This window comes from Streptomyces massasporeus, from assembly GCF_014648995.1.
Lineage (GTDB): Bacteria > Actinomycetota > Actinomycetes > Streptomycetales > Streptomycetaceae > Streptomyces > Streptomyces massasporeus.
Map to the genome: position 1 here is coordinate 966,202 of NZ_BMSE01000001.1, position 24,225 is coordinate 990,426.

Here is a 24,225-nt window from a genome sequence, read left to right on the forward strand (position 1 = left end):
AAGGGCATCACATGAGTGATACTGGCAAAGAAGCAATAACCCCGAAGTTCGAGCGGACTAAGCCGCACGTCAACATCGGCACCATCGGTCACATCGACCACGGTAAGACGACCCTCACGGCCGCCATTACCAAGGTGCTGCACGACGCGTTCCCGGACCTGAACGAGGCCTCGGCGTTCGACCAGATCGACAAGGCTCCCGAGGAGCGCCAGCGCGGTATCACCATCTCGATCGCGCACGTCGAGTACCAGACCGAGACGCGTCACTACGCCCACGTCGACTGCCCCGGTCACGCGGACTACATCAAGAACATGATCACGGGTGCGGCGCAGATGGACGGCGCCATCCTCGTGGTCGCCGCCACCGACGGCCCGATGCCGCAGACCAAGGAGCACGTGCTCCTGGCCCGCCAGGTCGGCGTTCCCTACATCGTCGTCGCCCTGAACAAGGCCGACATGGTGGACGACGAGGAGATCCTGGAGCTCGTCGAGCTCGAGGTTCGTGAGCTCCTCTCCGAGTACGAGTTCCCGGGCGACGATCTGCCGGTCGTCAAGGTCTCGGCGCTCAAGGCCCTCGAGGGCGACCCGGAGTGGGGCCAGTCCGTCCTCGACCTGATGAAGGCCGTCGACGAGAACATCCCGCAGCCCGAGCGTGACGTCGACAAGCCGTTCCTCATGCCCATCGAGGACGTCTTCACGATCACCGGTCGCGGTACGGTCGTCACCGGCCGTATCGAGCGTGGTGTCCTCGAAGTCAACGAGACCGTTGACATCGTGGGCATCAAGCAGGAGAAGACCACCACCACCGTCACCGGCATCGAGATGTTCCGCAAGCTGCTCGACGAGGGCCAGGCCGGTGAGAACGTCGGTCTGCTTCTCCGTGGCATCAAGCGCGAGGACGTCGAGCGCGGCCAGGTCATCATCAAGCCGGGCTCGGTCACGCCGCACACCCAGTTCGAGGCCCAGGCGTACATCCTGTCCAAGGACGAGGGTGGCCGCCACACACCGTTCTTCAACAACTACCGTCCGCAGTTCTACTTCCGTACGACGGACGTGACCGGTGTTGTGACCCTCCCCGAGGGCACCGAGATGGTCATGCCGGGCGACAACACTGAGATGAAGGTCAAGCTCATCCAGCCCGTCGCCATGGAGGAGGGCCTGAAGTTCGCCATCCGTGAGGGTGGCCGGACCGTCGGCGCCGGCCAAGTCACCAAAATCCTCGATGACGCGACTACTTTCGGCACGGAGGCGCGGCGCGACGTCGAGCGCGGGATGAACATAGAGTCGGACTCGCATTTCACGAGCCCGATAGTTCAGGGTCGCGACTTTGGCAACAGCGTGCTCCCGTGGACCGGAGATAGGGCAGAAGAGAACCCACCCGGACCTGGTACTTCCCGCGCTGGTGAAGGACATGGCGGAGGCGCGTTCGGGCCGCCTGAACCCCTGCTATTCCCCGATGAGCCTCCTGCTCGTCACGGAAGTACATTCATCGGCGCCGCACCCTCGGACTCCGTGCAGCAACCGCTGACAGCGGCGCCGCGCGTGCTGAACTTCGCCCTGACAGACGATCGGCACAACACGCTGCCGGCATCCGATGCGCTGGCGACCAACACGGCGTACGCGGTGCGAATCGACATAGGACCGGTCCTGGAGGACACCGTCATCGTCACTCCCATGCCCATTCGCGAGGAGAACCTCCACCCCTCGAGCGACGGCTACCCGTTCGAAGTGATCGTAAGCAGCCCGGACGTGCAGGTCGAACCCGAACTGCACCGAATGTGGCTCCCGCTGGTAGGCCGTAGCCAGAATTTGTACGTCCCGTTCCAGTCTGGCCGTCGCAACGGGCCCGCGAGTTTGAGGGTCACGCTCTACCACCGCAACAACGTCATCCAGTCAGCCGTGGTGGACTTCACCGTCGGCACGACGGGGGCGGCAGGCATCCAGGGCCGAATTGACTACGCGCTGGCCGACGACGTAGCCCGAGCAGACCGCCTGCCAGAACGCCGAGCCAACATCCTCACGAACGAGGGACCAAGCGGCACACACAAGATCGTGGTCAACGACGGCGAACATCCGATCATCGCGAGCCTGAGCGACGCCAGGGCAGCCGAGGCGCTGACTGCGGCGCGCACACGCATGACCGTGCTCACTCTGGGATCGAGGGGAAGGCGGTCCCAGTACGACAGTCGGAACGCGAAGAAGACCTCGGCCTTCCTCCGGGACCTCAAGAAGCTGGCCTACAGCGGAACGGCGATGTGGCAAACGCTCGTCCCGGACGTCGCCGATCGCGATTACCTTCGCGCGCAACTCAGCGGGCAGGCGAAGATCCAGATCAGCCGCACCACAGCAGCGACGTTTCCCTGGAGCCTCGTCTACGACATCGAGCGTGATCCGGACGAGGACGCGATATTTTGCCCTCTGGTGAAGGACTGGGACACCAACCGGGGGCTGCTCAACGAGTACCCGCCGACATGCCCGTTCGGTGACCAGGGCAAGCATCGATTGAACGTCGTGTGCCCATACGGTTTCTGGGGGTTCCGTCACCTCATCGAACAGCCGTTGCCCGTGCGCAGTGGATTGCTCAGGCAGGAGATCCGAGTCGCTCAGCAAGCACAGGCGGCCGCGTCCGGGTCCGGCACCCTCGCCGATCCCGCATTGGCGCAGAGGCACTTCACGGCACTGAACGAATGCCTCGCCGAACGCTTCAGGATGGTGCGCTGCGACACCAGAGAGGAGCTAAAGCGGGCCTTCGCCGACCCGCGCCTCCCGTTGGCGTACTTCTACTGCCATGGCAAGTCGGAGCTTAAGGCCGACATACTGACGCCGTACCTGGAGATCGGCGACGGCGTCAAGATATCGCCTGGAGCGTTCGCAGCCTGGCACATAGACGGCGGCTGGGGCCCCGAACACTGGCGCGACACGGCGCCGCTAATCTTCCTCAACGGCTGCGGGACGGCGAACCTCCTGCCGGCGGACATGCTGACCTTCGTCGACGCCTTCGCCGGCCTGCACGCCGCCGGAGTCGTTGGAACAGAAATCCCTGTCTCACAGGCAGTAGCAGCGGAAGTCGCACTCGGCTTCTACCGCAGGTTCGCTGGCCCGGAGAACGCCTCAGTAGGCGAGGCGCTCCGCAAAACCCGAATCGACCTACTGCGGAAAGGCAACATCAGCGGACTCGTCTACACCTCGTTCTGCTCCATGGATCTGGCCCTCGCACTGTAGTGAGAGGAGAACCATCATGACGATCGAAGAGGTCGGCGCCCTCTGCTTCGGAATCGTGATCGGATGGATCACCTACCGGACACTGATCCGCAAAGCCAGCGGAGCCGCAGTGTCAGACATCGCCAGCGTGATCGGAGCCGTCGGAGGAGCAGCGGTCACCGGGCTGTTCGCCAATCCGCGCGTCTTCGCGTGGTACTGCATCGGACTGGCCGCGGGGTTCCTGATGTACTTCATCCTCTATTGGAAGCTCGCCGGTCACGAAAAGCTTAGCGATGTAATGGGCGGCCAGGAGAGCACTGATCCGGGGCGAGACGACTGACCTACTGCCGGCGGGCCCGCTCGCGGCCCAGGGTCTCGGCAAAGTGGTGGGATGCCCGTTGCGATCACGTGAGCCCGAGGAGGGCAAGCGGGCGCTTCGGGTCGCGGGCGCTGCGTCGCAAGGCGGCGACGATGCCGTGGATCCCTGCGAGGTGGATCGCGCCGATGGTGAGGTTGCGCCAGGTGGCCATCGCTCGGGGTGCGTTGCCGGTGCGGAGCTGGGCGGCGTCCTCGTTGAGGTCACGTCGCGGATGTGGTGAAGTGCCTCGATGGACCAGTGGCCGCGGACCAGGGCGGCGAGCTGGGTGGCGGTGGCGCGGTCGGCGGGCAGGCTGGTGACCGCGTAGACCGTCTTGATCGTGACCTTGCCGGTTCTGCGGTTCACGCGGCGGCGTTTGAGCTGGATCGCCTGGCGGACGTATGGGAAGAGCAGGTTGTTCACGGTAGCGACCTTGAGACCCGGCGGATCTCGCCCCGTCCGTGGCCGCTCTCGCGGGTGCGGCCCTGTAACGGGATCTGCCGCCAGGGAAGGGACTTGAGCTGCTGGCGGAGCTTCTTCTGGTTGCCCTTGACGATCACGATGTAGTGCGCGGACCGGTCGGTGACCAGGTAGTCGGCGTGCTTGCGCTGGGTGTGCATCGCGTCGCTGGTCACCACCGCGCCCGCGAGGCCGGCGATGGTGTCGAGCAGGGGCTGGAAGCAGGTGATCTCGTTCGTCTTCTCTCCGACATCCAGCTGGGCGAGGACGCTGCTCGTGGTGTGGTCGAGGGCGGCGAGCAGGTGGATCTTCCAGCCGTCCGCGCGGGCGACGCCGCGCAGGCTCTTCCCGTCGACCGCGACCGCGCACAGTCCCTTGGTCGGGAGGGCCTTCGACCGCCGGTCGGCGAGCCAGCGTCCCACCGCGCGGTCGAGCGCATCACCGTCGACCCGGGCCAGGACCCGGCGGATGATCGCCTCGTCCGGCGCCGGATGGCATCCGGTCAGCGGATCACGCCGGGCTCCGAGCGTGCCGAGGACATCGGGCGGAAGGTCGGCGGCCCACTCCCTGATCGCCAGCAGCGAAGTCGCTCCGGCCAGTACGGCGGTAGCAGCCAGGGCGAGCACGTACGACAGAGCGTGGCGCACCCCGCGCGGATCACGAGGGTCGGGTACCTCGGTGAGTCGTTCCAGCAGGCCAGGGCGCTCGCCTGGCCCGGTCGGCGGCTGGTCGCGGAGTTGGTCAAGGGCGGGTGGGGCCGGAGATGACGCAGCGGCAGGCACGGTCTTCCAGCGGGATCACGGGGCGTAGAGAACTCCATGATCCTGGAAGCCGTGCCTGCTTCACACCTGGACGGCCTGCACCGCAGAGCCGGACAAGCCGGTCAAATCCAAACCTTGCCGAGGCCCTGTGTACGTACGGAGCACGAAGCCGGTGCCGTCCGCGCGGGCGGGATACCGCGGGATGGCCGGGTGCACCCCGAGCCGCTTCGGCGTCCAGGACCGGACCGGAACTTTCCACAGGCCGGATTGGCGGCTGTGCCTCGGAAAGCACCCACCAGGGTCTGCGCACTGAACAGATCAGTGCGCTTTTCCCCGATTCCAGCTGCGCAGAAATGAGTTCAGTGCCCAGGTCAGAGCCCCAGCCCCTGAACTCTTTTCTCTCGTCCGACACCGCGGCCGCGGGGGGTACGCCGGCCGGTTCGCGCCGGTCGGCCTCCTCCTGCGGCAGCAGCAACTCCTCGTATCGGCCCAGCACCAGCACCACTCCGAGCATGAGCAGCGGGATGAGCACAGCGAGTATCGCCATGACGTGTCCTTCCCCAGAGAGGTGTGGGGGGTGGGAACCGGGTCTCCCGCAGGGCATGGCGCAAACCAGTGCGGACGGCGGCGATCGGGCCGGCGGAACCTGTGTCGCCCTCCGGTGTACGGGTACGCGGTGCGGGCCCCCGAACGTCTGGAGGGAGACATGCAGCGAGGCAGCGACCGGCTGAGCGTCCACCGGGACGACGAGATGAAGCACGAACTGCAGGGCCTGCTCAGGTCAGGGCACCCGACGCGCAGTGAGGAGTGGCACGACCCGGAGCCGGCCGCCGAGGACGACCCCGAGGTCGCCCACGGGCCGGTGACGCCGAGCCGTGCGCCGACGTCCCTGGAGTCGGTGCGGCTGGAGCTGGCCCGGATCCTGGGCCGCAGGGCGTTCCCCGCGAACGCGCGCGAACTGGCCCGCGAGCTGCGCGGCCACCAGGCGCCCGACGCCCTCGTCGAGGCCCTGGAGGACCTGCCGCGCCAGGAGCGCTACGGCAATGTCCAGGAACTGGCCCAGGCCCTGATCCGGGCCCGTGAGACCGGGCCGGAGGAGTACGCGTAAGGACCGTGTCGGGGCGTCGCGGGATGCCGCGACGCCCCCACCGGACCGGGAACGGAGGGAAGGCGCCAGTGATGGCCGAGTACGTCAAGGACGTGATGACAGCGGGTGTGGTCGCCGTGCGCCCGGACGCCTCGCTCGTCGAGGCGGCGCTGCTGATGCGCACGCAGAACATCGGCGACGTGGTGGTGGCCGAGGGGCAGGACGTGATCGGCGTGCTCACCGACCGTGACATCACGGTACGGGCCGTCGCGGACGGCGTCGACCCGATGACGGTCAGCGCGCAGACGGCGTGTACCCGCAATCCCGTGACGGTGACACCGGACGACCGGGTGGCGACCGCGGTGACGCTGATGCGCGAGCACGCGGTGCGCCGGCTGCCGGTGGTGGAGAACGGCCTGCCGGTGGGGATCGTGAGCCTCGGCGACGTGGCCGAGGCCGAGGACCCCGCGTCCGCGCTCGCCGACATCAGCCGGGCCGATCCCGACGCCCGGGGTGATGCATGAGCACGGACCGGGCGGGGCGGATCGACACCATGGACGTCACCGTCGACGTCGGTGACGCCACGACCCGGTATCTCTGCTCTCCGGGCTGCCGCCCAGCTGCCTCGTGCCCGGCGTGGCGGACTGGGTGATGCACCGGCGGACCCGCATCGAGGACACCGCGAGGACCAAGGAGTCCCTGATCCACGCGTTGATGCCGGCCACCTGGCGGGCATCGGCGCCGCCATCGGCACGTGCGTGCTGCTGCCGTACGGCGAGGAACTGCTGCGGTGCGTGCGCGCGGGCCGCAAGAAGGACAAGCGCAACAGGAAAGGACGTTGAACATCATGCGTATCGCGTTTCTGGTCGCACCCGAGGGCGTCGAACAGGTCGAGCTGACCGATCCGTGGCAGGCCGCGAAGGACGCGGGCCACGAGCCGGTCCTGGTGTCGACGCAAACGGGTGAGATCCAGGCCTTCAACCACCTCGACAAGGCGGACACGTTCCCCGTGGACGAGGTCGTGGGCGACACCTCGCCGGACTCGTTCGGTGCTCTCGTGCTGCCGGGCGGCGTCGCCAACCCGGACTTCCTGCGGATGGACGACAAGGCCGTCGCGTTCGTCCGGGACTTCTTCGAGCACGGCCGGCCCGTGGCGGCGATCTGCCACGCGCCGTGGACGCTGGTCGAGGCGGACGTCGTACGCGGCCGGGAGCTCACATCGTGGCCGAGCCTGCAGACGGACATCCGCAACGCGGGCGGCACCTGGGTCGACAAGCAGGTCAAGGTCTGTGACCACGGGGCGAACAAGCTGGTCACCAGCCGCAAGCCGGACGATCTGAAGGCGTTCTGCGAGACCTTCCTGGACGTCTTCGCCCAGGAAGCCGCGTGAGCGCGAGGGACCTCGCGCCGAAGGACGCCTGAAGGCGTCCCCCGCCGATCACGGGGCGCGTCGGTTCCGTTCCGGTCGTGTCCCTCCCGGGGCTCAGGTGCCGGGGGCGGAGGGAGTCGCCGACTCCCCGCTCCCCCGCTCCCGGGCCCCTTCGCGTGTGCGGCCCGCGGCCACGGGGCGGCGCGGATTGCGGCGCAGGAACTCGCCCTCGAGCTGCGCCATGCGCTCGTTGTGGGCGCGCAGCGCGTCATTCGAGCCGTAGAGCAGCGTGTCGTGGCGCGTGCGGTGGATGGTCTCCAGCTCTTTCATGAGCTGCTGGTCGTCCAGCCGGTCAGGGTCCACTCCGGTCATCGTGTCGCCCCGCTCCTCGTGTTCGTCCATGCCGTCCGGGTACCCGCCCCCGGAGCACCTGAGCACTACCCCGAGCGGCATCCGGGAGGAACCATGGATCTCGCCTTTCTGCACCCACTGTACGAACACCCCGGGCCTTGGGCCTCCGTGTACGTCGACACCTCACGGCACACGGAGGGCACTCCCCACGAGCGGGAGCTGACGGCCCAGGCGATGGCCAGGGAGCTGGCCGCACAGGGAGCGGACGAGGCGACGTGCCGGGCCGTGCAGAGCGCGATCGAGGAGCTGCGGCACTCCTCCGAACCGCACGGCCGGGCCCTGTTCGCACGCGCCGGCGAGGTCGTACTCGACCCGCCGCTGGTCCGTCCGCCGCAGGGCGGTGACTGGGCCGAATGGGCGCCGCTGCCCCGGGTCGCGCCGCTGCTGGAGCTGGCCGGGGAGGACCCGGTGTGCGTGGTGGCGTACGTCGACCGCAAGGGCGCCGACTTCGAGCTGCGCAGCGCGCTGGGCCGGGAGGGCGCCGGGAGCGTCACCGGCCGGCGGTGGCCGGTGCACCGGACGAGTTCCGCGGACTGGTCCGAGCGGCATTTCCAGCTGCGGGTGGAGAACACCTGGGAGCACAACGCCGCGGAGATCGCCGACGCGCTCGCCGTGTGCCAGGAGGAGACCAAGGCCGACCTGCTGGTTCTCGTCGGTGACGACCGGGAGCGGCGGTCCGTGCACGAGCGGCTGCCCAAGCGGCTGCACGACCTGGTGGCCGAGGCGCCTCACGGCACCGGCAGCCGGCTGCTCGACGAGGACGTGGAGCGGGCCCGGGACGAGCACGTGGGGCGGCGGGCCGAGGCGGAGCTGGAGCGGTTCCGTGCCGCCCGCACCCCGGACGGCGAGGGCCGGGCCGGGGCCGCCGAGGGCGTGCCCGCGCTGGTCGAGGCGGCGCGTGAGCACCGCATCGACGAGCTGCTGATCAGGACGGACGGGCCCGACGCGCACCGCGAGGTGTGGATCGGGGAGGATCCCGACCAGCTCGCGGTGCGCCGCACGGACCTGAAGGTCCTGGGCGAGCAGCACTCGTGGCCGGCCCGGGCGGACGACGCGCTGATCCGCTCCGCGGTGGCCACGGACGCGCCCGCGCTGGCGGTTTCCCAGGAGGAGGTGCCGGTGGGGGGCCTCGGGGCGCTGCTGCGCTGGAAGTGACCGGGGGGCCGCGCCCAGCCGCCGCGGGGATCCCTCACGCATCGCGCGTGCCGGCCTGCGGTGGCTGGTCGCGCAGTTCCCAGCGCCCCTGGGGGCCGCGGTCCCCGGGGCCGCGGCCTTAGCGGGCCCGCTCCACCCGTCGTTCGTCCCAGACCGGGTCCGGGGTCTCCCGGACCCGGCCGTCGCTGCCGAAGACCAGGAAGCGGTCGAAGGAACGGGCGAACCAGCGGTCGTGGGTGACCGCGAGGACCGTGCCGTCGAAGGCCTCCAGGCCCTCCTGGAGCGCCTCGGCGGACTCCAGGTCGAGGTTGTCGGTCGGCTCGTCCAGCAACAGCGCCGTCACGCCCTGGAGCTCCAGCAGCAGGATCTGGAAACGGGCCTGCTGGCCGCCGGAGAGACGCTCGAACGTCTGCTCCGCCTGCTGGGTCAGCTCGTAGCGGCGCAGGCGGGACATCGCGGCGCCGCGGTCCTGCGCGTGCTCCTTCCACAGGATGTCGAGGAGCGTGCGGCCCTCCAGTTCCGGGTGCGCGTGCGTCTGCGCGAAGTGACCGGGCACGACCCGCGCGCCCAGCTTCCAGTCCCCCGTGTGCGCCACGTCGTCACCGGCGAGCAGGCGCAGGAAGTGGGACTTGCCGGAGCCGTTCGAGCCTAGGACGGCGACGCGCTCGCCGTAGAAGACCTCCAGGTCGAAAGGCTTCATCAGGCCGGTGAGTTCCAGGCTCGCGCAGGTGACGGCCCGGACGCCGGTGCGGCCGCCCTTGATCCGCATCCTGATGTCCTGCTCGCGCGGCGGCTCCGGGGGCGGCCCGGCCTCCTCGAACTTGCGCAGGCGCGTCTGCGCCGCCGCGTAGCGGGAGGCCATCTCATGGCTGACCGCGGCGGCCTGACGCAGCGTCAGCACCAGCTTCTTCAGCTGGGCGTGCTTCTCGTCCCAGCGCCTGCGCAGCTCCTCGAAGCGGGCGAAGCGCTCCTGCCGGGCCTCGTGGAAGGTGGCGAAGCCGCCGCCGTGCACCCAGGCGTCGGCACCCGCGGGCCCGGGCTCCAGAGAGATGATCTTCTCGGCGGCACGGGCGAGGAGTTCGCGGTCGTGGGAGACGAACAGAACCGTCTTACGGGTCTCCTTCAGCCGTTCCTCGAGCCACCGCTTGCCGGGGACGTCGAGGTAGTTGTCGGGCTCGTCGAGGAGCAGCACCTCGTCGGTGCCGCGCAGCAGCGCCTCCAGGACGAGCCGCTTCTGCTCGCCGCCGGAGAGGGTGCGGACCTCCCGGAACTGCGCCTTGTCGTACGGCACCCCGAGCGCGGCCGTGGTGCACATGTCCCACAGCGTCTCGGCCTCGTACCCGCGGGCCTCGGCCCAGTCGGCGAGGGCCTGCGCGTACTTCAGCTGGGCTGCCTCGTCGTCGACGGTCATGATGGCGTGCTCGGCGTCGTCGACGGCCTTGGCGGCCTCGCGGATGCGGGGCGTCGCGACGGACACGAGCAGGTCCCGCACGGTCGTCTCGTCGCGTACGGATCCCACGAACTGCCGCATGACCCCGAGCCCGCCGCCGACGACCACGGACCCACCGTGCGGCTTGAGCTCACCGGCGAGCATCCGCAGCAGCGTGGTCTTCCCGGCGCCGTTGGGTCCCACGAGGGCCACCACGGCCCCCTCCCCCACCCGGAACGAGACATCACCCAGCAGCGCCCTTCCGTCGGGCAGGTAGTACTCCAGGTGCGCGGCTTCGAGGTGTCCCATGGGCGCGATTCTGTGGGGGCGCGGGGGTCCGGGGCAAACGGGTTTCGGGTACGGGGGTGCCGGTCAGACCCGTTCCAGCGGCCGGTGCGGCTCGCTGGGAAGCTCCGCCCGGATCGTGTCGCCGGGGCGGACCACGCCCCCCTCGCGCACCACGCTCATGATCCCGGCCTTGCGCACGATGTTCCCCGCCTCGTCACGTCCGACGACCTGTTTCAGCAGCCCGTCCTGGAAGAGGTCGATCTGGAGGCAGGGGTTGCGCAGCCCGGTGACCTCCAGGACCGCGCTGTCACCGATGTGCAGCAGTGTGCCGGTCGGCAGGGTCAGCAGGTCGATGCCCCGGGTGGTGATGTTCTCGCCGAGTTCGCCGGGCGCCACCTCGAACCCGCCCTCGCCGACCTCGGTGAAGAGCTCCTCGTGCATGAGGTGGACCTGCCGCAGGTTCGGCCGGGTGGGGTCCTGCGCCATGCGCGAGCGGTGCTTGACCGTCACCCCGGCGTGCACGTCCCCCTCCACCCCGAGACCGGCGAGCAGCGTGATGCTGTCCCGGTTCGGCTTGGTGAACGAGTACTCCCCGTTGCTGCTGACCGCCGTCACGTGCGCGTTCATCTCTCGGTTCCCCCTGGTGCGGATGATGATCAGTCCCGAGCCTGCCCCGGGAGCGACGGTGTGTCCACCCCCTCCGGGCAGCCGCACGGCATGACGCCCCCGACCTGGATGCCGGCGGCGCTGCGCGTGCTGCGGACCGGCAGGCACCCCTCGAGGCCGAGTTGCGGGGCCGTACGCGCCCGCTGTGCTGCTGTTCGCGGGGAACGGCAGGAACGGCACCCATCACCGGCATGGGACTCTCGTCCGGGCGGCGGCGCGACCTCGCGGACGGGCAGCTCGACGTGCGGGTCGAGCACGGGGGCCGCCGGCCCGCCGCGCGGCTGCTCGCCGCCGCCCTCGCGGGCCCCCTGACCCGCTCCCCCGCCCACGCGGCCGTCCAGGTGGGACGGCCGCGCGTGGACCACGTTGCGCCCGGCACGCTGCTCGCCTACGACGGCGGGGTGACCGAGGCGGAGGGCCGCGTGACGCTGGAGAAGCTCCCCGCGGCGCTCACCGTGTACCGGCCGATCACCGGCTACTGACCCATCGCCAGTCCGTATTGCGAGATACATGGTCTCAACATGCGGCCGATCTGAGTACGGTGATCTCATGCCGACCCGACCGGAAGGGGTGGGATCCGCCATGCCGGAACCCCGGGAGACCGCCGTCTACACCCACGGGCACCACGAGTCCGTCCTGCGCTCGCACACCTGGCGCACCGCCGCCAACTCCGCCGCGTACCTGCTGCCTTCGCTCAAACCCCACATGAGGATCCTGGACATCGGCTGCGGGCCCGGCACCATCACCGCCGACCTGGCCGAACTCGTGCCCGACGGGCGGGTCACCGGCGTCGACCGGGTGCCGGGGATCCTGGAGCAGGCGCGGGCCACGGCGGCCGGACGGGGCCTGGACAACGTCGACTTCGCGGTCGCCGACGTGCACGCCCTGGACTACCCGGACGACACGTTCTGCGTGGTCCACGCCCACCAGGTGCTCCAGCACGTGGGCGACCCGGTGCGGGCGCTGCGCGAGATGAAGCGCGTCGTCAGGCCGGGCGGTCTCATCGCCGTACGGGACGCCGATTACGAGGCCATGACCTGGTACCCGGCGTCCGAGGGTCTCGACGGCTGGCTGGACCTCTACCGCCGGGTGGCCCGGGCCAACGGCGGCGAGCCGGACGCCGGGCGACGGCTGAAGGCCTGGGCGCTGCGGGCCGGTCTCACGGACATCACGGCGACCTCCGGCACCTGGACCTTCGCCACGCCGCAGGAGCGGGCCTGGTGGAGCGGGCTGTGGGCCGACCGCACCCTGGCCTCGGCCTACGCGGACCGGGCCGTCGAGGGCGGGCACGCCGACGAGGCGGGGCTGCGGGGCGTGGCCGAGGCCTGGCGGGAGTGGGGCGCGCGGGAGGACGGGTGGTTCAGCGTGCTGCACGGAGAAATTCTCTGCCGCAAGGAAGCCTGAACCGCGTTTTCCGGGACACCCTGAAAGCAGGAGGTTCGAATTATGGTTCCCATCCTGCTGGTGCTGCTTCTGGCTTTGGTTCTGTTCGGCGCCGGATTTGCAGTAAAGATTCTCTGGTGGATCGCACTCGCGGTTCTCGTCCTGTGGCTGCTGGGATTCTTCGTCCGCGGCACGTCGGCAACCGGCGGCAGGGGCCGCTGGTACAGGTGGTGAAAATGCACGCGTCGCCCCGGGCCTGGATCAGGACCCGGGGCGACGCGTGTGCGAGTCAGTCCCGCGGAAGCAGCGGTCCGAGCGGCCCGAGGTCCAGGTTGAGGTCCTCGGGCCGCAGTCCGTAGCGGTCGCGCAGTTCCGTCATCCGCTCGTCGAGCAGCATGAGCGTGAGCCCGATCCGCTCCTCCTGCTCCTCGCTCAGGTCCCCCACGTCGAACCGGCGCAGCGCCTGGCGCTCCATGAGCTGGCGCAGCAGCTCCACCACCGTCAGCACGAGTTTGACCAGGTCGCGCTCGACCGTGTCGGGCTCCAGATCCATGTGCTTGCGGCGGGACCGGGGATGGTGGTCGTCGGGGGTGGTCACAGCAGCTCCTCGAACGGTGAGGGCACCTGGGCGTTCACCGAGCTGATCAGCGCGTTGAGGTCGATACGGACGAGGTCGACGTCGGCGATGCGCAGGGTGATGTCCCCCGTGATCACGACGCCGCCGGCGAGCAGCCGGTCGAGCAGGTCCACGAGGGCGATCTCGCGTCGTTCCACTACGGTCACGGATTCTCCCCGCTGTTCATGTGGTCTCCCCGGCGAACGAATAGGCCGCCCAGGGACCGGTGAGTTCGATGCGCATTCCGGGCACCTCACCCTTCGTGCGGTCGACCAGTTCCACGAATTCCTCGGAATTCGCACGCGGAACGAGATAGGCGGCATTCAGTACGTTCCGCCCGGTCACCTTGGAAAGCTGGGGGTTCTGCGGGGGATGCGTCCGGGAATCCTCCGCGAATGCGGAAAGCTCCTCGTGCAGTCGGGTCGAGAAAGCCTCTGCCTTCTGCCACATTTCCTCGTGGGACCTGGTCTGCATACGCCGCTGCCGCAGGTAGTCCCGGCCCGACGCGGGCTTTGGCGCGGGCCGGGCGCTCTCCTGCGGTTCGGACTCGGCGTACACCTTCACACCCCACTCGACCCGGCCCTCCAGCCGGTCGAGGGTGCGCTGGAAGTCCTCTTCGCGGGCCTCCATCATCGTCCGTACGCCGCTGTCGTCGTGGAAGACGGTGCCGAGCCGCAGCGGCAGCGGTGTGGTGACGGTGGTGAGCGCGTCGATCACGCCCTGGTGGGCGCGGGCGGTCTCGGTGAGCCAGTCGAGGTCCTCCAGATGGGCCCGGAGCGGCTCCTCCGCGAAGTCCCGCTCCGGCACGTGACTCACCACGGCCACCAGGCCGTGGTGAGTCAGCGCCCTGGGCGGGTCGCCCGCCACACCCGTCAACTGGGCCTGGAGCGGGGTTCCGAAGGGGCGGCAGACGGCGTAGACGTACCGCAGTCCGGTCACGGGGCCTCCTTCTTCTCCGCGCGGCCGGGCTCCAGTTCCTCCAGCCGGGCCAGCCTCTCGCGCAACTCGGCGTTCTCACGGGTCAGTTCGTCCCGGCGCGCCCGCGAGCTCAGTGCCGGGTCGGTCTCCCACCAGTCGATGCCCATCTCCTTCGCCTTGTCCACCGAGGCGACGATCAACCGCAGTTTGATGGTGAGGAGTTCGATGTCGAGCAGATTGATCCGGATGTCGCCCGCGATCACGATGCCCTTGTCCAGGACCCGTTCAAGGATGTCGGCGAGGTTGGCACTGCTTCCCTGACCGTAGGGTTCGGGCATCCTGCTGGGCGTCGTCATCGCCGGCTCCCTGCCTCGACTTCCTCATCCTCGTCCTCGTACTCCTCGTCCTCGTACTCGCCCTCGGGTTCTTCCTCCTCCTCGGGCTCCTCCTCGTCCTCGTACTCGCCCTCGGGCTCTTCCTCCTCCTCCGGCTCCTCCTCGTCCTCGTACTCGTCCTCGGACTCCTCCTCGGCGAGCGCGTCCTCGTGACTGCGGACGACCTCGCCGTCGCGGATCTCGCCGCGCCAGCCGTCCTCCGCCTCGCCCTTGATGGTGATGAAGCGAACGAAGTTCTTGAGGTCGAGCCGGGTCCGGCGGCCCTGGGCGCGCCAGATGTTGCCGGTCTTCTCGAAGAAGCCGGAGGGGTAGTACTCGATGACCAGCAGGACGCGGGTCAGGTTGTCGGTGAGCCGGTGGAAGGAGACGACGCCCTTCGTCGTGCCCTTGGCCCCCTCGGAGGTCCAGGAGATGCGGTCGTCGGGGACCTGCTCGGTCGTGGTCGCCTTCCAGCTGCGGTTGGACCACCAGACCTTCAACTGCCAGTCGGAGGTGGTGTCGTCGGCCTTGCTCGCAGCCTTGACACCCTTCGCGAAGGTGCTGAAGTCCTGGTACTGGGTCCACTGGTCGTACGCCGTGCGCAGCGGTACGCCGACATCGATGTGCTCGATGATGACCGTGGGCTTGTTGCCGGAACGGCCCTTGCCCTTGCCCTTGCCGCCCAGGCCCTTGAAGGCGCCCGTGACCTTGTCCTTGATGCGCGAGCCGCCCATCTCCAGCGCGGAGCGCAGCGGCCCCTTGCCCTCGGCGATCTTGCGGCCGCCTTCGAGGGCGAGCTTGGCGAAGCCGGGACTGTTGCCCTCGGCGATGTCGTTCAGCTTGCCGGTGGTCTCGCCTAGCTTGTGGCCCACGCCGGTCAGCATGCGGGTGGCCTGAGCGGCGAGGTACTCCTGCAGTTCGGCCTTCAGCCGGTCGGCGGCCTCGCTGTGGGCCAGGTCTGTGAGCGGGTTCTTCGTCGCTCCGTTGGCGGCGGACTTCGCCGAGCCGAGAGTGTCACTCATCCCTCACCGCCTCCCTTCGGCAGCCGGGACCTGGCGCTGCCGCCCCTGCTCCCGGAGGTCGCCTTCTTGGCGGGCGTGGCCTTCTTCGCCGCCGCCTTGCGGCCCGCGGTCTTCTTCGCCGGAGCCTTCTTGGCGGGGGCCTTCTTGGCAGGGGCCTTCTTCGCCGCCGCCTTCTTCGCCGGCGCCTTCTTGGCGGGGGCCCTCTTGGCGGGAGCCTTCTTCGCGGGGGCCTTCTTCGCCTCGGGCTCCTCTTCCTCTTCCTCTTCCTCTTCTTCCTCGTCGGACGCCTCGGGCTCCTCGTCCTCCTCCTCTTCTTCCTCTTCCTCGTCGGACGCCTCGGGCTCCTCGTCCTCCTCGGGCTCCTCGTCCTCGTCCTCGTCGAATCCGGAGTCCTCGGGTTCCTCGTCCTCGGGTTCCTCGTCCTCGGCGTCCTCGTACTCCGCGTCCTCGGCGTCGTCGTCCTGGCCGGGCACCACGCCCGCCAGCTGGTCGCGCACCTTGGCGGTACGACCGTGCAGCCGGTCGGCGAGGGCGTCGATCTGCCGCTCGACCATGGCACCGGACGCGGCCTTGCCGACACCGCGCAGATCCTGCCGCAGCTGGTCGCCGATCTCCTTGAACTGCGGGTTGTCCCGCAGCTGTTGCTGGACCAGATCCGCGACCATGCGCGGGCTCAGGTTCAGCTTCTTCCCGGCGACCAGGCCACCGACGGCCGCCGCCATCTTCAGCTTTTTGGTACGCCCCAGGAGGTATCCGGCCCCTATGGCGAGACCCAGTCCCACTCGGTTCATGGTGTTGTCCCGTTGCCCGTTCCCGCGCTACCGCGCGAAGCGATCTCCAACCGGTCGAGGAGTTCGTCCTCGAGACGGTCGAACTCCTCCTCCGTGATCTCTCCGGCCTCCATCTGCCCCTCGAGCCGGGCCAGTTCGGCCCGGATCGTGGCTGGGTCGTAGTAGATTCGCTCGGCCTCCTGCACCACCTGTTTGATGGCCCAGGCGCTGCCGCGTACCGGTGCGAACGGCAGCAGCAGCACCTCAGAGATCAGGCCCACGTCATCACCCCGCTCCGGTGTCCGTTCCGCTCGCCACGGTGCCCGCGGGCTCGGCCGGGCCGGGCTCGACGAAGCTGTACGGCGGCAGCGGTCCGTTGACCCGCACTTCCAGGTGCGGCATGTCGTTGCGGAGCTGCTCGACCGCGGCCAGGAAGGACTCGGCCGAGTCCCGGTCCACCAGGAACGAGACGTTGGCCAGCCAGCCCGTGGACTCGGGCCCCGCGCTCACGTCGTCGGCGGCCGACGCAAGGGCGCGCTGCACGGCGGCGCCGTCGTCGGCCTCCTTGGCCTTGACCGCGGCCGCGACCAGCTCGCCGAGCCGGATCTTGTCGTCGTAACTGCCGCCGCCCGCCTGCCGGTTGGCCTCCGCGAGCCCACGGATGTCGGGACTCTCGGCCATCACCTGGTGCAGGACGGCCTCTTCGACGTGGTTGGCCTTGACGTTGTACTCGACCCGGTTGTCCAGGGCCTGCAGTCGCTCCTTGTAGTGCTCGGCGCGCTCGGCGAGCACCGCGGTGATGGAGTTGTCGTCCGGGGCCACGCTGCCGAACCGCATGGGCAGCACACAGCCGGCCGCGCCGGCCTCGCTGAGCACGTTCTGGTGGGCGAGCAGCTCCTTGCGCTTGGGCCGCAGTCCGTCGGGCGCCTCGCTGACGACAGCCACCAGGTCACCCTCGCGCAGGATGCGCACCGGGCGGGGCGGGTCGCCGACACCGCTCATGCCCTCGGGGAGGCCGGGGTGCGAACTCGCAGCGATGCCATAGACGTAAGTGCTCACTCCTGCTCCTCCTTACGGCGGGACGACGTGCTCTTGCGGGCGCGCGGACGGGACTCCCCCTGGCGCTCGGAACCGTCGTCACGCGCCTGCTTGAAGGCGTCGGAAATGGTCTCGGCGGCGCCGGACAGGGCCCCCTTGGACTTGCCGCGGGCGCCGGACTCGGTCATCTCCCCGACGAGGTCGGGCAGGCCCGGGTCCTTGCGCGGCCCGGCCTCCAGGTCGAGTCGGTTGCACGCCTCGGCGAAGCGCAGATAGGTGTCGACGCTGGCGACGACGACGCGTACGTCGATCTTGAGGATCTCGATGCCGACCAGGGAGACTCGCACGAATGCGTCGATGACGAGCCCCCTGTCCAGGACGAGCTCAAGCACGTCGTAGAGACCGCTGCTGCCGCCTCCGCCGCCGGACTGCTGTGCCGGTACGACTGTCATGCCGGGTGTTCCTCCTCGTGTGTGGGTGCGGGTCCGGTCGGGCGGCCTAGCGGCCGCCGGACCTGCGCGCGTCGGACCGCCCGCGTTCGTAGCGGCGGACGCGCCGGTAACCCGTGAGCTGCCCCTCTGCGTCGAGCTCCACCTGGTAGCTCGCCATCAGGCTCATCGTGTCGGGCACGCGCTCGAGTTCGAGGACCTCGACCTCCAGCGCCCAGCCCTCCTCCGTCTGCTCGAAGGACGACACGGACTCGGCTTCCATGCCGGTGAGCTCCGCGAGCTGGCCGCGCGCCTGACGCAGCACTTCCATCGGGCTCGGCCGGCTCTTGGCCGTCTGCTTGTCGTTCGTTTTGCTCGAGTTCCGGGAGTTCTGGGACTCCTGTGAATCCTGTGACTCTTGCGTGTTTTTTGTGTTCGACATGGCCACCTCCCCCTCCGTGTGGCCGCAAGAGTGTTCGCCAAACCTCTACGGGCCCATGCATCTGCCACCCACCGGGAGATCGCCGGTGGGGTCTCAGCCGCGCAGAGCGATCAGCCGCCGCCGGGCCGGTCCCAGCGCCCGGCCGCGGCTCAGCAGGCCTGACCAGGGGTTGGTGCGGGCCTGCTCGACGGCGTCGGCGACGGTCCAGCGGCCGGCGTGCAGCTCCGGGTCGTCCAGCCGGTCCCAGGTGATGGGGGTGGCCACGGGCGCGCCCGGGCGGGGCCGGACCGTGTAGGGCGCAACGGCGGTCTGGGCATAGGCATTGCGCTGGATGTCGAGGTAGAGCCGATCACCGCGTTCCTTCTTGCGGGCGGCGGTGGTGAGCCGGTCGGGGTGGGCGCCGGCGAGGGTGTCGGCGACGTCCCGGGCGAAGGCGCGCACCTCGTCGAAGTCGTGCCGCCCGTTGAGCGGCACGATGACATGGAGCCCGCGCGAGCCGGTGGTCATCAGCGCCGAGGGCAGCTCCAGCTCGTCGAGCAGCTCCCCGAGCAGCCGGGCGGCCCCCCGTACGGCCTCGAAAGCGTCCCCGGGGGTCCCCCCAGGCCCTTCAGGCACTGGGGGAGGGTCGAGGTCGAAGACCAGCCGGTCGGGGTGGTCGATGCGATCGGAGCGGGACAGCCAGCGGTGCAGGGTGATGCTCGCCTGGTCGGCCAGGTAGAGGAGGGCGGCGGTGTCGTCACAGACGGTGTGGCGGACGGTGCCGCCCTCCTTGGCCAGGTCGACGCGCTCGATCCACTCGGGGTAGTGGTCCGGGGTGTTCTTCTGCATGAACATCGGGCCGTCGATGCCGTCGGGGTGCCTCTCCAGCATCAGCGGCCGGCCGCGCAGGTGCGGCAGCATGAAGGGCGCGACGGCCCGGTAGTAGTCCACCAGGTCGGCCTTGGTGTACTCCTTGGCGTCGCCGCCGCCGGGGAAGAGCACCTTGTCCGGCCGGTGCACCTCCACCGTGCGGCGGCCCGCCCGCACCCTGCGCGTGCCGTCGCCGCCGCTCACCGCACGACCGCCTCCTCCACCAGCAGCCGCCCGGCCGCCGCGATGGACTCCGCGTCGATGCCCGAGGCGCGCAGCTGCTCCTCCGGGGAGGCCGAACCGGGCATGCTCCGCACGCCGAGCCGCACCAGGCGCGGTACGGGGCGTCCGTCGGTGAAGGCGTCGAGGACCGCGTCCCCGATGCCGCCCTCGGGGTGGTGGTCCTCCACGGTCACCAGGCAGCCGGTCTCCTCGGCGGCCCGGCGCAGGGTGGCCCGGTCGACGGGCTTCACCGAGTACAGGTCGATCACCCGCACCGCGATGTCCTCCTGTTCCAGGGCCTCGGCTGCGGCCAGCGCCTCGTGCACGGTGACGCCCGCGGCGACGAGGGTCAGCCGGTCCCGGCCCGAGGAGCGCAGCACCTTGCTGCCGCCGACCGGGAACTCCTCGCCGGGGGCGTAGATCACCGGGCTCTCGCCGCGCGAGGTGCGCAGGTAGCGGACGCCCTCCAGGCCGGCCATCGCGCCGACGAGCCGGGCGGTCTGGTTGGCGTCGCACGGGTACAGCACGGTCGAACCGTGCACCGCCCGCATCATCGCCAGGTCCTCCAGGCCCATCTGGCTGGGCCCGTCCTGGCCGATGGCGACGCCCGCGTGGGAGCCGACGAGGTTGATGCCGGAGCCGCTGACGGACGCCATCCTGATGAAGTCGTACGCGCGGGTGAGGAAGGCCGCGAAGGTGGCGGCGTACGGCACCCAGCCGCGGGACGCGAGCCCGACTGCCGAGGCCACGAGCTGTTGCTCGGCGATGTAGCACTCGAAGTAGCGGTCGGGGTGCTCCTTGGCGAAGAACTCGGCGCGCGTGGAGTCGCCGACCTCGCCGTCCAGGGCGACGATGTCGCCGCGGCCGGTGCCGAGGGCGGCGAGCGCCTCGCCGAAGGCGTTGCGGGTGGCGACCTCCTCGCCCTTGTCCCACTTGGGGAGTTCGAGGTTCCCGGTGTGGACGGAGTGCAGCATGCGGGCGGCGGGCGGCTCCTGCACCTGAACCCGGATGTCGCGCGGGCCGCCGAGTTCGGTGATGGCCTCCTCGGCCTCCGGCAGCGGCTTGCCGTGCAGGCCCTCGCGGTCCTGGACGCCCTCGACGCCCTTGCCCTTGAGGGTGCGGGCGAGGATGGCGGTGGGCTGGCCCTTGGTGGAGGCGGCCTCCCCGTAGGCGCGGTCGACGGCGTCCACGTCGTGGCCGTCGACCTCGATGGTGTGCCAGTCGAAGGCCTGGAAGCGGCGGGCGTAGGCGTCCAGGTCGTGGCCGTGCCGGGTGGGGCCGCGCTGGCCGAGCCGGTTGACGTCGACGATCACGGTGAGGTTGTCCAGGTGCTCGTACCCGGCGTGCTCGGCGGCCTCCCACACGGATCCCTCGGCCAGTTCGCTGTCGCCGCAGAGCACCCAGGTGCGGTAGCCGGTGCGGTCGAGCCGCTTGCCGGCCAGCGCGATGCCGACCCCGACGGGCAGGCCCTGCCCGAGCGAGCCGGTGGCCGTCTCGACCCACGGCAGGCGCTGCGGGGTGGGGTGTCCTTCGAGGCGGCTGCCCAGCTTGCGGAAGGTGAGCAGCTCTTCGTCGTCGATGGCGCCGGCCGCCTTGTACGCGGAGTACAGCAGCGGGGAGGCGTGGCCCTTGGAGAGGACGAAGCGGTCGTTGCCGGGGTGGGCGGGGCGGTCGAAGTCGTAGCGCAGGTGGTGCGCGAGCAGGACGGCCATCAGGTCGGCCGCCGACATCGAGGACGTCGGGTGCCCGGAGCCCGCCGCGGCGGCGGCGCGGACACTGTCCACCCGCAGCTGCTGTCCGAGGTCGGTGAGTTCACCGGTGTTCATGAGTCTCCTTTCGCGGAGTCGTCGTCCGGGACGTCGGTTCGTTTGACGGGGCCGGGGGCGGGGTGGCCAGGAGGCGGATGGCCGGGCGGGGGTGCGGGGGCGGGCTGCTTCTTCGCGGGCTCGCCGCCGGGTTGGTTCTTGGCAGGCCCGCCGCCGGGTTGCTTCTTCGCAGGTTCGCCACCGGGCTGGTTTTTCGCGGGCTCACCACCCGGCTGGTTCCGCGCCGGCTCCGGCTCTCCACCCGGCTGATTCCTGGCCGGTTCGCCATCGGGTCGGTTTCCGGCGAGCTCACCACCGGAATGGTTCTTGGCGGGCTCACCACCCGGCTGGTTCCGCACAGGCTCAACGCCCACCGCCTGGTTCCTGCCCGGTTCGCGGCCGGGTCCGGTGGCCGGGCGGCCCTTCGCCGTCTCGGCCTCCGACCGCAACTCCGCGGGCCCGGAGCCAGGTCGGCCCGTGGTCGGGCGGCCCTTGGCCGTTTCCCACTCGGAGCGGGGTTCCGCGGCCCCGGATCCGGGCCGTACCTGCGTCGGTCCGGATCCGGGCTGCCCCTTCGCGGGCTCATCGTGGGGCCGGGCACGGCCCGGCCCTCCGGCGCCGGTGCCCCCGTCGCCGGTGTCGGCCGCGAGCGCCGCCCCCGGCCCGGACCGGGCGCTCGCGTCCTGGCGTTGCCCGGGCCCGCCCGGCACCCGGGCCACCTCGGGCGACGACGTGTCCAGCGGCACCGACCAGGACCGTACGAGCCCCAACTGCACGGCCTGGCGCGGCAGTACGGCGTCCAGCAGCCAGTCGGCCGCGACCCGGACGCGGTTGCCGGGCATCGCGGCGAGGTGGTAGCCCCGGGTCACCGCGCCGGCCGGTACGCCGGACAGGGTCACGCCGAGCGGGCTGGCGGCGGCCTTCGCCCCGCCCAGGTCGACGACGAAGCCCAGATCGCGGTGGCGGTAGGGCGTGCGCGCACCGCCGAGACCGAGTGACGCGGCGACGTTCTCCGCCGCGACCTTGCCGTGCCGCCAGGCGTGCTGCGCGGTCATCGGCGTATAGCTGCCGGGATTCTCCAGGTCGGGTACGGCGGCCACGTCCCCGCAGGCGAACAGCTCCGGCCGGCCCGGCGCCCGCAGATGCGGGTCGACCAGCAGCCGCCCCTTCTCCATGGGCAGCCCGAGGGACTCGACCAGCGGGTCGGGGCGCACGCCCACGCACCACACCAGCGTCCGGGTCTCGACGAACTCGCCGTCGGTCAGCAGGACCCCGTCGTGCGTGGCCTCCTTCACGGAGGTCCCCATGCGCACATCCACGCCCCGCTGCCGCAGCACCCGGTCGGCGGTGGCGGACAGCTTCTCGTCCATCTCGGGCAGCACCCGCGGCGCCACGTCCAGCAGCATCCAGCGCGGTCGCATCCCCCGCCGCAGCGGGTGCTTGCGCACCTGCGCGTCGGTGAACATCTGCCCGTGCGCGGCGACCTCCGTGCCGGTGTATCCCGCACCGACCACGACGAAGGTGCACCGCGCTGCGCACGTGCCGGGATCGTCCGAGGACGCCGCGAGTTCCACCTGCCGGGTCACGTGGTCGCGCAGGTACAGCGCCTCGGGAAGACCGCGGAAGCCGTGCGCGTGCTCGGCGACGCCGGGGATCGGCAGCAGTTTGTTGACGCTGCCCGCGGCGAGCACCAGCCGGTCGTAGGCGAGGGTGCCGCCCTCGCCCTCGGGTCCGGTGTAGTGCAGGGTGCGGTCGTCGAGGTCGATCCGGTCGGCCTCGCCCAGCACCAGCCGGACGTCCGGCAGCGAGTCCGAGAGGGAGACCGTGACCCGGCGCGGCTCCAGGATGCCGGCGGCGACCTGGGGCAGCAGGGGCAGGTACAGGAAGTAGTCGGTCGGGTTGAGCAGGGTGATGTGGGCCCGGCCCCGGGTGAGCCGGGACAGGGAGCGGGCGGTGCGGTACCCGGCGAAGCCGGCACCGACGATCAGGATGCGGGGTCGACTCACGGTCGCTCGCCTCCGGCGCTGTCGCGTGGCTCGGGAGCCTTCCGCGTCCCCCTGGCCGGGGCACCCAAACGTCGGCCGGGGCTCGCCGACCCGGACGCCGCCGGTTTCCGGCCTCCCGCCCGGGTACCCGGTGCGGGACACGGACCGCCGACGTCGCGGAGGCACTCCCCCATGCCCGAGTACGGATACTTCCTCTCGTGCGAGCAGTACGGACCCGCCGAGCTGATCGAGCAGGCGCGGATGGCCGAGCAGGCCGGTTTCCAGGCGCTGTGGATCTCGGACCACTACCACCCGTGGAACGACGAGCAGGGCCAGAGCCCGTTCGTGTGGTCGGTGATCGGCGCGCTGTCCGAGGCGGTGTCCCTGCCGATCGAGACGGCGGTCACCTGCCCCACCGTGCGCATGCACCCGGCGGTGGTGGCGCAGGCCGCGGCGACCAGTGCGGTGATGACCGGCAACCGCTTCCGGCTCGGCGTCGGCTCCGGCGAGGCGCTCAACGAGCACATCCTGGGCGACCACTGGCCGCCGGCCCACATCCGGCTGGACATGCTGGAGGAGGCGGTCCAGGTGATGCGCCGGCTGTTCACCGGCGAGGAGGTGAACCACCACGGGCCGCACTACACGGTCGAGAACGCCCGGCTGTACACCGTCCCGGACGAGCCCATCCCGATCGACATCTCCGGGTTCGGCCCCGCCGCGACGCAGCTCGCCTCCCGGGTCGGCGACGGCTACATCACCGTGACGCCGGACGAGGCGATGGTGGAGCAGTACCGCAAGGGCGGGGGCGGCGGGAAGCTCGTCAGCGGCGGCACCAAGGTCTGCTACGACACCGACAAGGACGAGGCCGTACGGACCGTCCACCGGCTCTGGGCCAACGAGCAGCTGCCGGGCGAGCTCGGCCAGGTGCTGCCCTCCCCCAAGCACTTCGAACAGGCGCAGCAGCTCGTCACCGAGGACATGGTGCGCGGGAACCGGGTGTGCGGCGGCGACCTGGACGAGCACGTGTCGGAGCTGAAGCAGTTCGCCGACGCGGGTTTCGACCGGGTCTACGTGAACCAGATCGGCCCGGACCTGCGCGGCTTCTTCGACTTCTACCGCACGAAGGTGCTGCCGCAGCTCCAGCAGGCCGTCTGACGTTCCCGAGCGGGGGGCGTGCCGGGTCGCCTAGA

At 70.4% G+C, this 24,225-nt stretch carries 27 protein-coding genes and 2 pseudogenes; 11 read left to right on the top strand and 18 right to left on the bottom strand.

Annotated elements, in window-relative coordinates:
* Positions 1–11 precede the first annotated feature (11 nt).
* From tuf to IE153_RS04350, 3 genes and pseudogenes are all read left to right on the top strand, one after another.
* Positions 12–1,217: pseudogene (gene tuf, locus IE153_RS41460) on the top strand (elongation factor Tu); the annotation flags it as partial.
* Between the two features lie 1,035 nt (positions 1,218–2,252).
* Positions 2,253–3,221 (top strand): CHAT domain-containing protein, encoded by a 969-nt coding sequence (locus IE153_RS42300; protein WP_268251719.1) that lies wholly within the window; start codon positions 2,253–2,255, stop codon positions 3,219–3,221.
* Between the two features lie 16 nt (positions 3,222–3,237).
* Positions 3,238–3,540, top strand: a complete 303-nt coding sequence (locus tag IE153_RS04350) for a hypothetical protein (RefSeq protein ID WP_189588410.1) — start codon at positions 3,238–3,240, stop codon at positions 3,538–3,540.
* 64 nt (positions 3,541–3,604) lie between these two features.
* Here the strand turns inward: IE153_RS04350 and IE153_RS42305 are convergent, their stop codons facing one another.
* Both IE153_RS42305 and IE153_RS41470 read right to left on the bottom strand, forming a co-directional pair.
* Positions 3,605–3,730: a hypothetical protein gene (locus tag IE153_RS42305; protein ID WP_268251711.1), complete on the bottom strand. Its 126-nt coding sequence runs from the start codon at positions 3,728–3,730 to the stop codon at positions 3,605–3,607.
* 247 nt (positions 3,731–3,977) lie between these two features.
* Positions 3,978–4,664, bottom strand: coding sequence for an ISAs1 family transposase (locus tag IE153_RS41470; RefSeq protein ID WP_229828735.1), 687 nt, complete (start codon positions 4,662–4,664; stop codon positions 3,978–3,980).
* A gap of 820 nt (positions 4,665–5,484) precedes the next feature.
* Here IE153_RS41470 and IE153_RS04360 point away from each other — a divergent pair.
* From IE153_RS04360 to IE153_RS04370, 3 genes are all read left to right on the top strand, one after another.
* Complete coding sequence (locus IE153_RS04360) at positions 5,485–5,886, top strand: DUF2795 domain-containing protein (RefSeq protein ID WP_189588411.1); 402 nt, start codon at positions 5,485–5,487, stop codon at positions 5,884–5,886.
* Positions 5,887–5,957: 71 nt separating this feature from the next.
* Positions 5,958–6,389, top strand: a complete 432-nt coding sequence (locus IE153_RS04365) for a CBS domain-containing protein (protein WP_189588412.1) — start codon at positions 5,958–5,960, stop codon at positions 6,387–6,389.
* Between the two features lie 323 nt (positions 6,390–6,712).
* Positions 6,713–7,255: a type 1 glutamine amidotransferase domain-containing protein gene (locus tag IE153_RS04370; RefSeq protein ID WP_189588413.1), complete on the top strand. Its 543-nt coding sequence runs from the start codon at positions 6,713–6,715 to the stop codon at positions 7,253–7,255.
* Between the two features lie 93 nt (positions 7,256–7,348).
* Here IE153_RS04370 and IE153_RS04375 read toward each other — a convergent pair whose 3' ends face one another.
* Positions 7,349–7,636 (bottom strand): DUF6158 family protein, encoded by a 288-nt coding sequence (locus IE153_RS04375; protein WP_189588414.1) that lies wholly within the window; start codon positions 7,634–7,636, stop codon positions 7,349–7,351.
* 63 nt (positions 7,637–7,699) lie between these two features.
* On the opposite strand from IE153_RS04375, the gene IE153_RS04380 reads away from it, so the two are divergent.
* Positions 7,700–8,800: a baeRF2 domain-containing protein gene (locus tag IE153_RS04380; RefSeq protein WP_189588415.1), complete on the top strand. Its 1,101-nt coding sequence runs from the start codon at positions 7,700–7,702 to the stop codon at positions 8,798–8,800.
* Between the two features lie 118 nt (positions 8,801–8,918).
* Here the strand turns inward: IE153_RS04380 and IE153_RS04385 are convergent, their stop codons facing one another.
* Both IE153_RS04385 and IE153_RS04390 read right to left on the bottom strand, forming a co-directional pair.
* On the bottom strand, positions 8,919–10,538 hold the full coding sequence (locus IE153_RS04385) for an ATP-binding cassette domain-containing protein (RefSeq protein WP_189588416.1): 1,620 nt from the start codon (positions 10,536–10,538) through the stop codon (positions 8,919–8,921).
* A 63-nt stretch (positions 10,539–10,601) separates the two neighbouring features.
* Positions 10,602–11,144, bottom strand: coding sequence for an MOSC domain-containing protein (locus IE153_RS04390; protein WP_189588417.1), 543 nt, complete (start codon positions 11,142–11,144; stop codon positions 10,602–10,604).
* Between the two features lie 114 nt (positions 11,145–11,258).
* Between IE153_RS04390 and IE153_RS04395 the strand changes: the two are divergent.
* From IE153_RS04395 to IE153_RS04405, 3 genes and pseudogenes are all read left to right on the top strand, one after another.
* Positions 11,259–11,665, top strand: a pseudogene (locus IE153_RS04395) (diacylglycerol kinase family protein); the annotation flags it as partial.
* Positions 11,666–11,765: 100 nt separating this feature from the next.
* A complete protein-coding gene (locus IE153_RS04400) occupies positions 11,766–12,587 on the top strand; it encodes a methyltransferase domain-containing protein (protein ID WP_189588558.1) in 822 nt (273 codons plus the stop codon).
* Positions 12,588–12,629: 42 nt separating this feature from the next.
* Positions 12,630–12,800, top strand: a complete 171-nt coding sequence (locus IE153_RS04405; protein ID WP_189588418.1) for a hydrophobic protein — start codon at positions 12,630–12,632, stop codon at positions 12,798–12,800.
* A 55-nt stretch (positions 12,801–12,855) separates the two neighbouring features.
* Here IE153_RS04405 and IE153_RS04410 read toward each other — a convergent pair whose 3' ends face one another.
* The 13 genes from IE153_RS04410 to IE153_RS04470 form a co-directional block, all read right to left on the bottom strand.
* Positions 12,856–13,119 (bottom strand): gas vesicle protein K, encoded by a 264-nt coding sequence (locus IE153_RS04410; RefSeq protein ID WP_030843810.1) that lies wholly within the window; start codon positions 13,117–13,119, stop codon positions 12,856–12,858.
* 41 nt (positions 13,120–13,160) lie between these two features.
* Positions 13,161–13,349, bottom strand: a complete 189-nt coding sequence (locus IE153_RS04415; protein WP_103813386.1) for a gas vesicle protein — start codon at positions 13,347–13,349, stop codon at positions 13,161–13,163.
* Between the two features lie 16 nt (positions 13,350–13,365).
* Positions 13,366–14,121: a GvpL/GvpF family gas vesicle protein gene (locus IE153_RS04420; RefSeq protein WP_189588419.1), complete on the bottom strand. Its 756-nt coding sequence runs from the start codon at positions 14,119–14,121 to the stop codon at positions 13,366–13,368.
* Complete coding sequence (locus tag IE153_RS04425; protein WP_053673813.1) at positions 14,118–14,456, bottom strand: gas vesicle protein; 339 nt, start codon at positions 14,454–14,456, stop codon at positions 14,118–14,120. Before IE153_RS04425 ends, IE153_RS04420 begins: the two co-directional genes overlap by 4 nt.
* A complete protein-coding gene (locus tag IE153_RS04430) occupies positions 14,453–15,496 on the bottom strand; it encodes an SRPBCC family protein (RefSeq protein ID WP_189588420.1) in 1,044 nt (347 codons plus the stop codon). Before IE153_RS04430 ends, IE153_RS04425 begins: the two co-directional genes overlap by 4 nt.
* Entirely contained in the window at positions 15,493–16,287 is a 795-nt protein-coding gene (locus IE153_RS04435) for a DNA primase (protein ID WP_189588421.1), read from the bottom strand. The genes IE153_RS04430 and IE153_RS04435 overlap by 4 nt, the downstream gene beginning before the upstream one ends.
* On the bottom strand, positions 16,284–16,547 hold the full coding sequence (locus tag IE153_RS04440; protein ID WP_097221835.1) for a gas vesicle protein GvpG: 264 nt from the start codon (positions 16,545–16,547) through the stop codon (positions 16,284–16,286). The genes IE153_RS04435 and IE153_RS04440 overlap by 4 nt, the downstream gene beginning before the upstream one ends.
* A gap of 4 nt (positions 16,548–16,551) precedes the next feature.
* Positions 16,552–17,325, bottom strand: coding sequence for a GvpL/GvpF family gas vesicle protein (locus tag IE153_RS04445; RefSeq protein WP_189588422.1), 774 nt, complete (start codon positions 17,323–17,325; stop codon positions 16,552–16,554).
* Positions 17,322–17,756, bottom strand: a complete 435-nt coding sequence (locus IE153_RS04450; protein ID WP_184851842.1) for a gas vesicle structural protein GvpA — start codon at positions 17,754–17,756, stop codon at positions 17,322–17,324. The genes IE153_RS04445 and IE153_RS04450 overlap by 4 nt, the downstream gene beginning before the upstream one ends.
* A gap of 46 nt (positions 17,757–17,802) precedes the next feature.
* A complete protein-coding gene (locus IE153_RS04455) occupies positions 17,803–18,174 on the bottom strand; it encodes a gas vesicle protein GvpO (RefSeq protein WP_189588423.1) in 372 nt (123 codons plus the stop codon).
* A 93-nt stretch (positions 18,175–18,267) separates the two neighbouring features.
* The gene (ligD, locus tag IE153_RS04460; protein ID WP_189588424.1) at positions 18,268–19,227 is read right to left on the bottom strand and encodes a non-homologous end-joining DNA ligase; all 960 of its coding nucleotides are present in this window, start codon (positions 19,225–19,227) and stop codon (positions 18,268–18,270) included.
* Positions 19,224–21,071, bottom strand: a complete 1,848-nt coding sequence (locus IE153_RS04465; RefSeq protein ID WP_189588425.1) for a transketolase — start codon at positions 21,069–21,071, stop codon at positions 19,224–19,226. Before IE153_RS04465 ends, ligD begins: the two co-directional genes overlap by 4 nt.
* Positions 21,068–23,056, bottom strand: a complete 1,989-nt coding sequence (locus tag IE153_RS04470) for an NAD(P)/FAD-dependent oxidoreductase (protein WP_189588426.1) — start codon at positions 23,054–23,056, stop codon at positions 21,068–21,070. Before IE153_RS04470 ends, IE153_RS04465 begins: the two co-directional genes overlap by 4 nt.
* A 171-nt stretch (positions 23,057–23,227) precedes the next feature.
* On the opposite strand from IE153_RS04470, the gene IE153_RS04475 reads away from it, so the two are divergent.
* Positions 23,228–24,190, top strand: coding sequence for an LLM class F420-dependent oxidoreductase (locus tag IE153_RS04475; RefSeq protein WP_189588427.1), 963 nt, complete (start codon positions 23,228–23,230; stop codon positions 24,188–24,190).
* Positions 24,191–24,225 lie beyond the last annotated feature (35 nt).

Coding starts and splice junctions, on each gene's coding strand:
- IE153_RS42305 (WP_268251711.1), bottom strand. CDS start 3,730: ATGGCCACCTGGCGCAACCTCACCATCGGCGCGATCCACCTCGCAGGG.
- IE153_RS04450 (WP_184851842.1), bottom strand. CDS start 17,756: ATGACAGTCGTACCGGCACAGCAGTCCGGCGGCGGAGGCGGCAGCAGC.
- IE153_RS04375 (WP_189588414.1), bottom strand. CDS start 7,636: ATGGACGAACACGAGGAGCGGGGCGACACGATGACCGGAGTGGACCCT.
- IE153_RS04390 (WP_189588417.1), bottom strand. CDS start 11,144: ATGAACGCGCACGTGACGGCGGTCAGCAGCAACGGGGAGTACTCGTTC.
- IE153_RS04455 (WP_189588423.1), bottom strand. CDS start 18,174: ATGTCGAACACAAAAAACACGCAAGAGTCACAGGATTCACAGGAGTCC.
- IE153_RS04400 (WP_189588558.1), top strand. CDS start 11,766: ATGCCGGAACCCCGGGAGACCGCCGTCTACACCCACGGGCACCACGAG.
- IE153_RS04410 (WP_030843810.1), bottom strand. CDS start 13,119: ATGGATCTGGAGCCCGACACGGTCGAGCGCGACCTGGTCAAACTCGTG.
- IE153_RS04380 (WP_189588415.1), top strand. CDS start 7,700: ATGGATCTCGCCTTTCTGCACCCACTGTACGAACACCCCGGGCCTTGG.
- IE153_RS04430 (WP_189588420.1), bottom strand. CDS start 15,496: ATGAGTGACACTCTCGGCTCGGCGAAGTCCGCCGCCAACGGAGCGACG.
- IE153_RS04365 (WP_189588412.1), top strand. CDS start 5,958: ATGGCCGAGTACGTCAAGGACGTGATGACAGCGGGTGTGGTCGCCGTG.
- IE153_RS04435 (WP_189588421.1), bottom strand. CDS start 16,287: ATGAACCGAGTGGGACTGGGTCTCGCCATAGGGGCCGGATACCTCCTG.
- IE153_RS04465 (WP_189588425.1), bottom strand. CDS start 21,071: ATGAACACCGGTGAACTCACCGACCTCGGACAGCAGCTGCGGGTGGAC.
- IE153_RS04350 (WP_189588410.1), top strand. CDS start 3,238: ATGACGATCGAAGAGGTCGGCGCCCTCTGCTTCGGAATCGTGATCGGA.
- IE153_RS04370 (WP_189588413.1), top strand. CDS start 6,713: ATGCGTATCGCGTTTCTGGTCGCACCCGAGGGCGTCGAACAGGTCGAG.
- IE153_RS04475 (WP_189588427.1), top strand. CDS start 23,228: ATGCCCGAGTACGGATACTTCCTCTCGTGCGAGCAGTACGGACCCGCC.
- IE153_RS04425 (WP_053673813.1), bottom strand. CDS start 14,456: ATGACGACGCCCAGCAGGATGCCCGAACCCTACGGTCAGGGAAGCAGT.
- IE153_RS42300 (WP_268251719.1), top strand. CDS start 2,253: ATGTGGCAAACGCTCGTCCCGGACGTCGCCGATCGCGATTACCTTCGC.
- IE153_RS04405 (WP_189588418.1), top strand. CDS start 12,630: ATGGTTCCCATCCTGCTGGTGCTGCTTCTGGCTTTGGTTCTGTTCGGC.
- IE153_RS04360 (WP_189588411.1), top strand. CDS start 5,485: ATGCAGCGAGGCAGCGACCGGCTGAGCGTCCACCGGGACGACGAGATG.
- IE153_RS04385 (WP_189588416.1), bottom strand. CDS start 10,538: ATGGGACACCTCGAAGCCGCGCACCTGGAGTACTACCTGCCCGACGGA.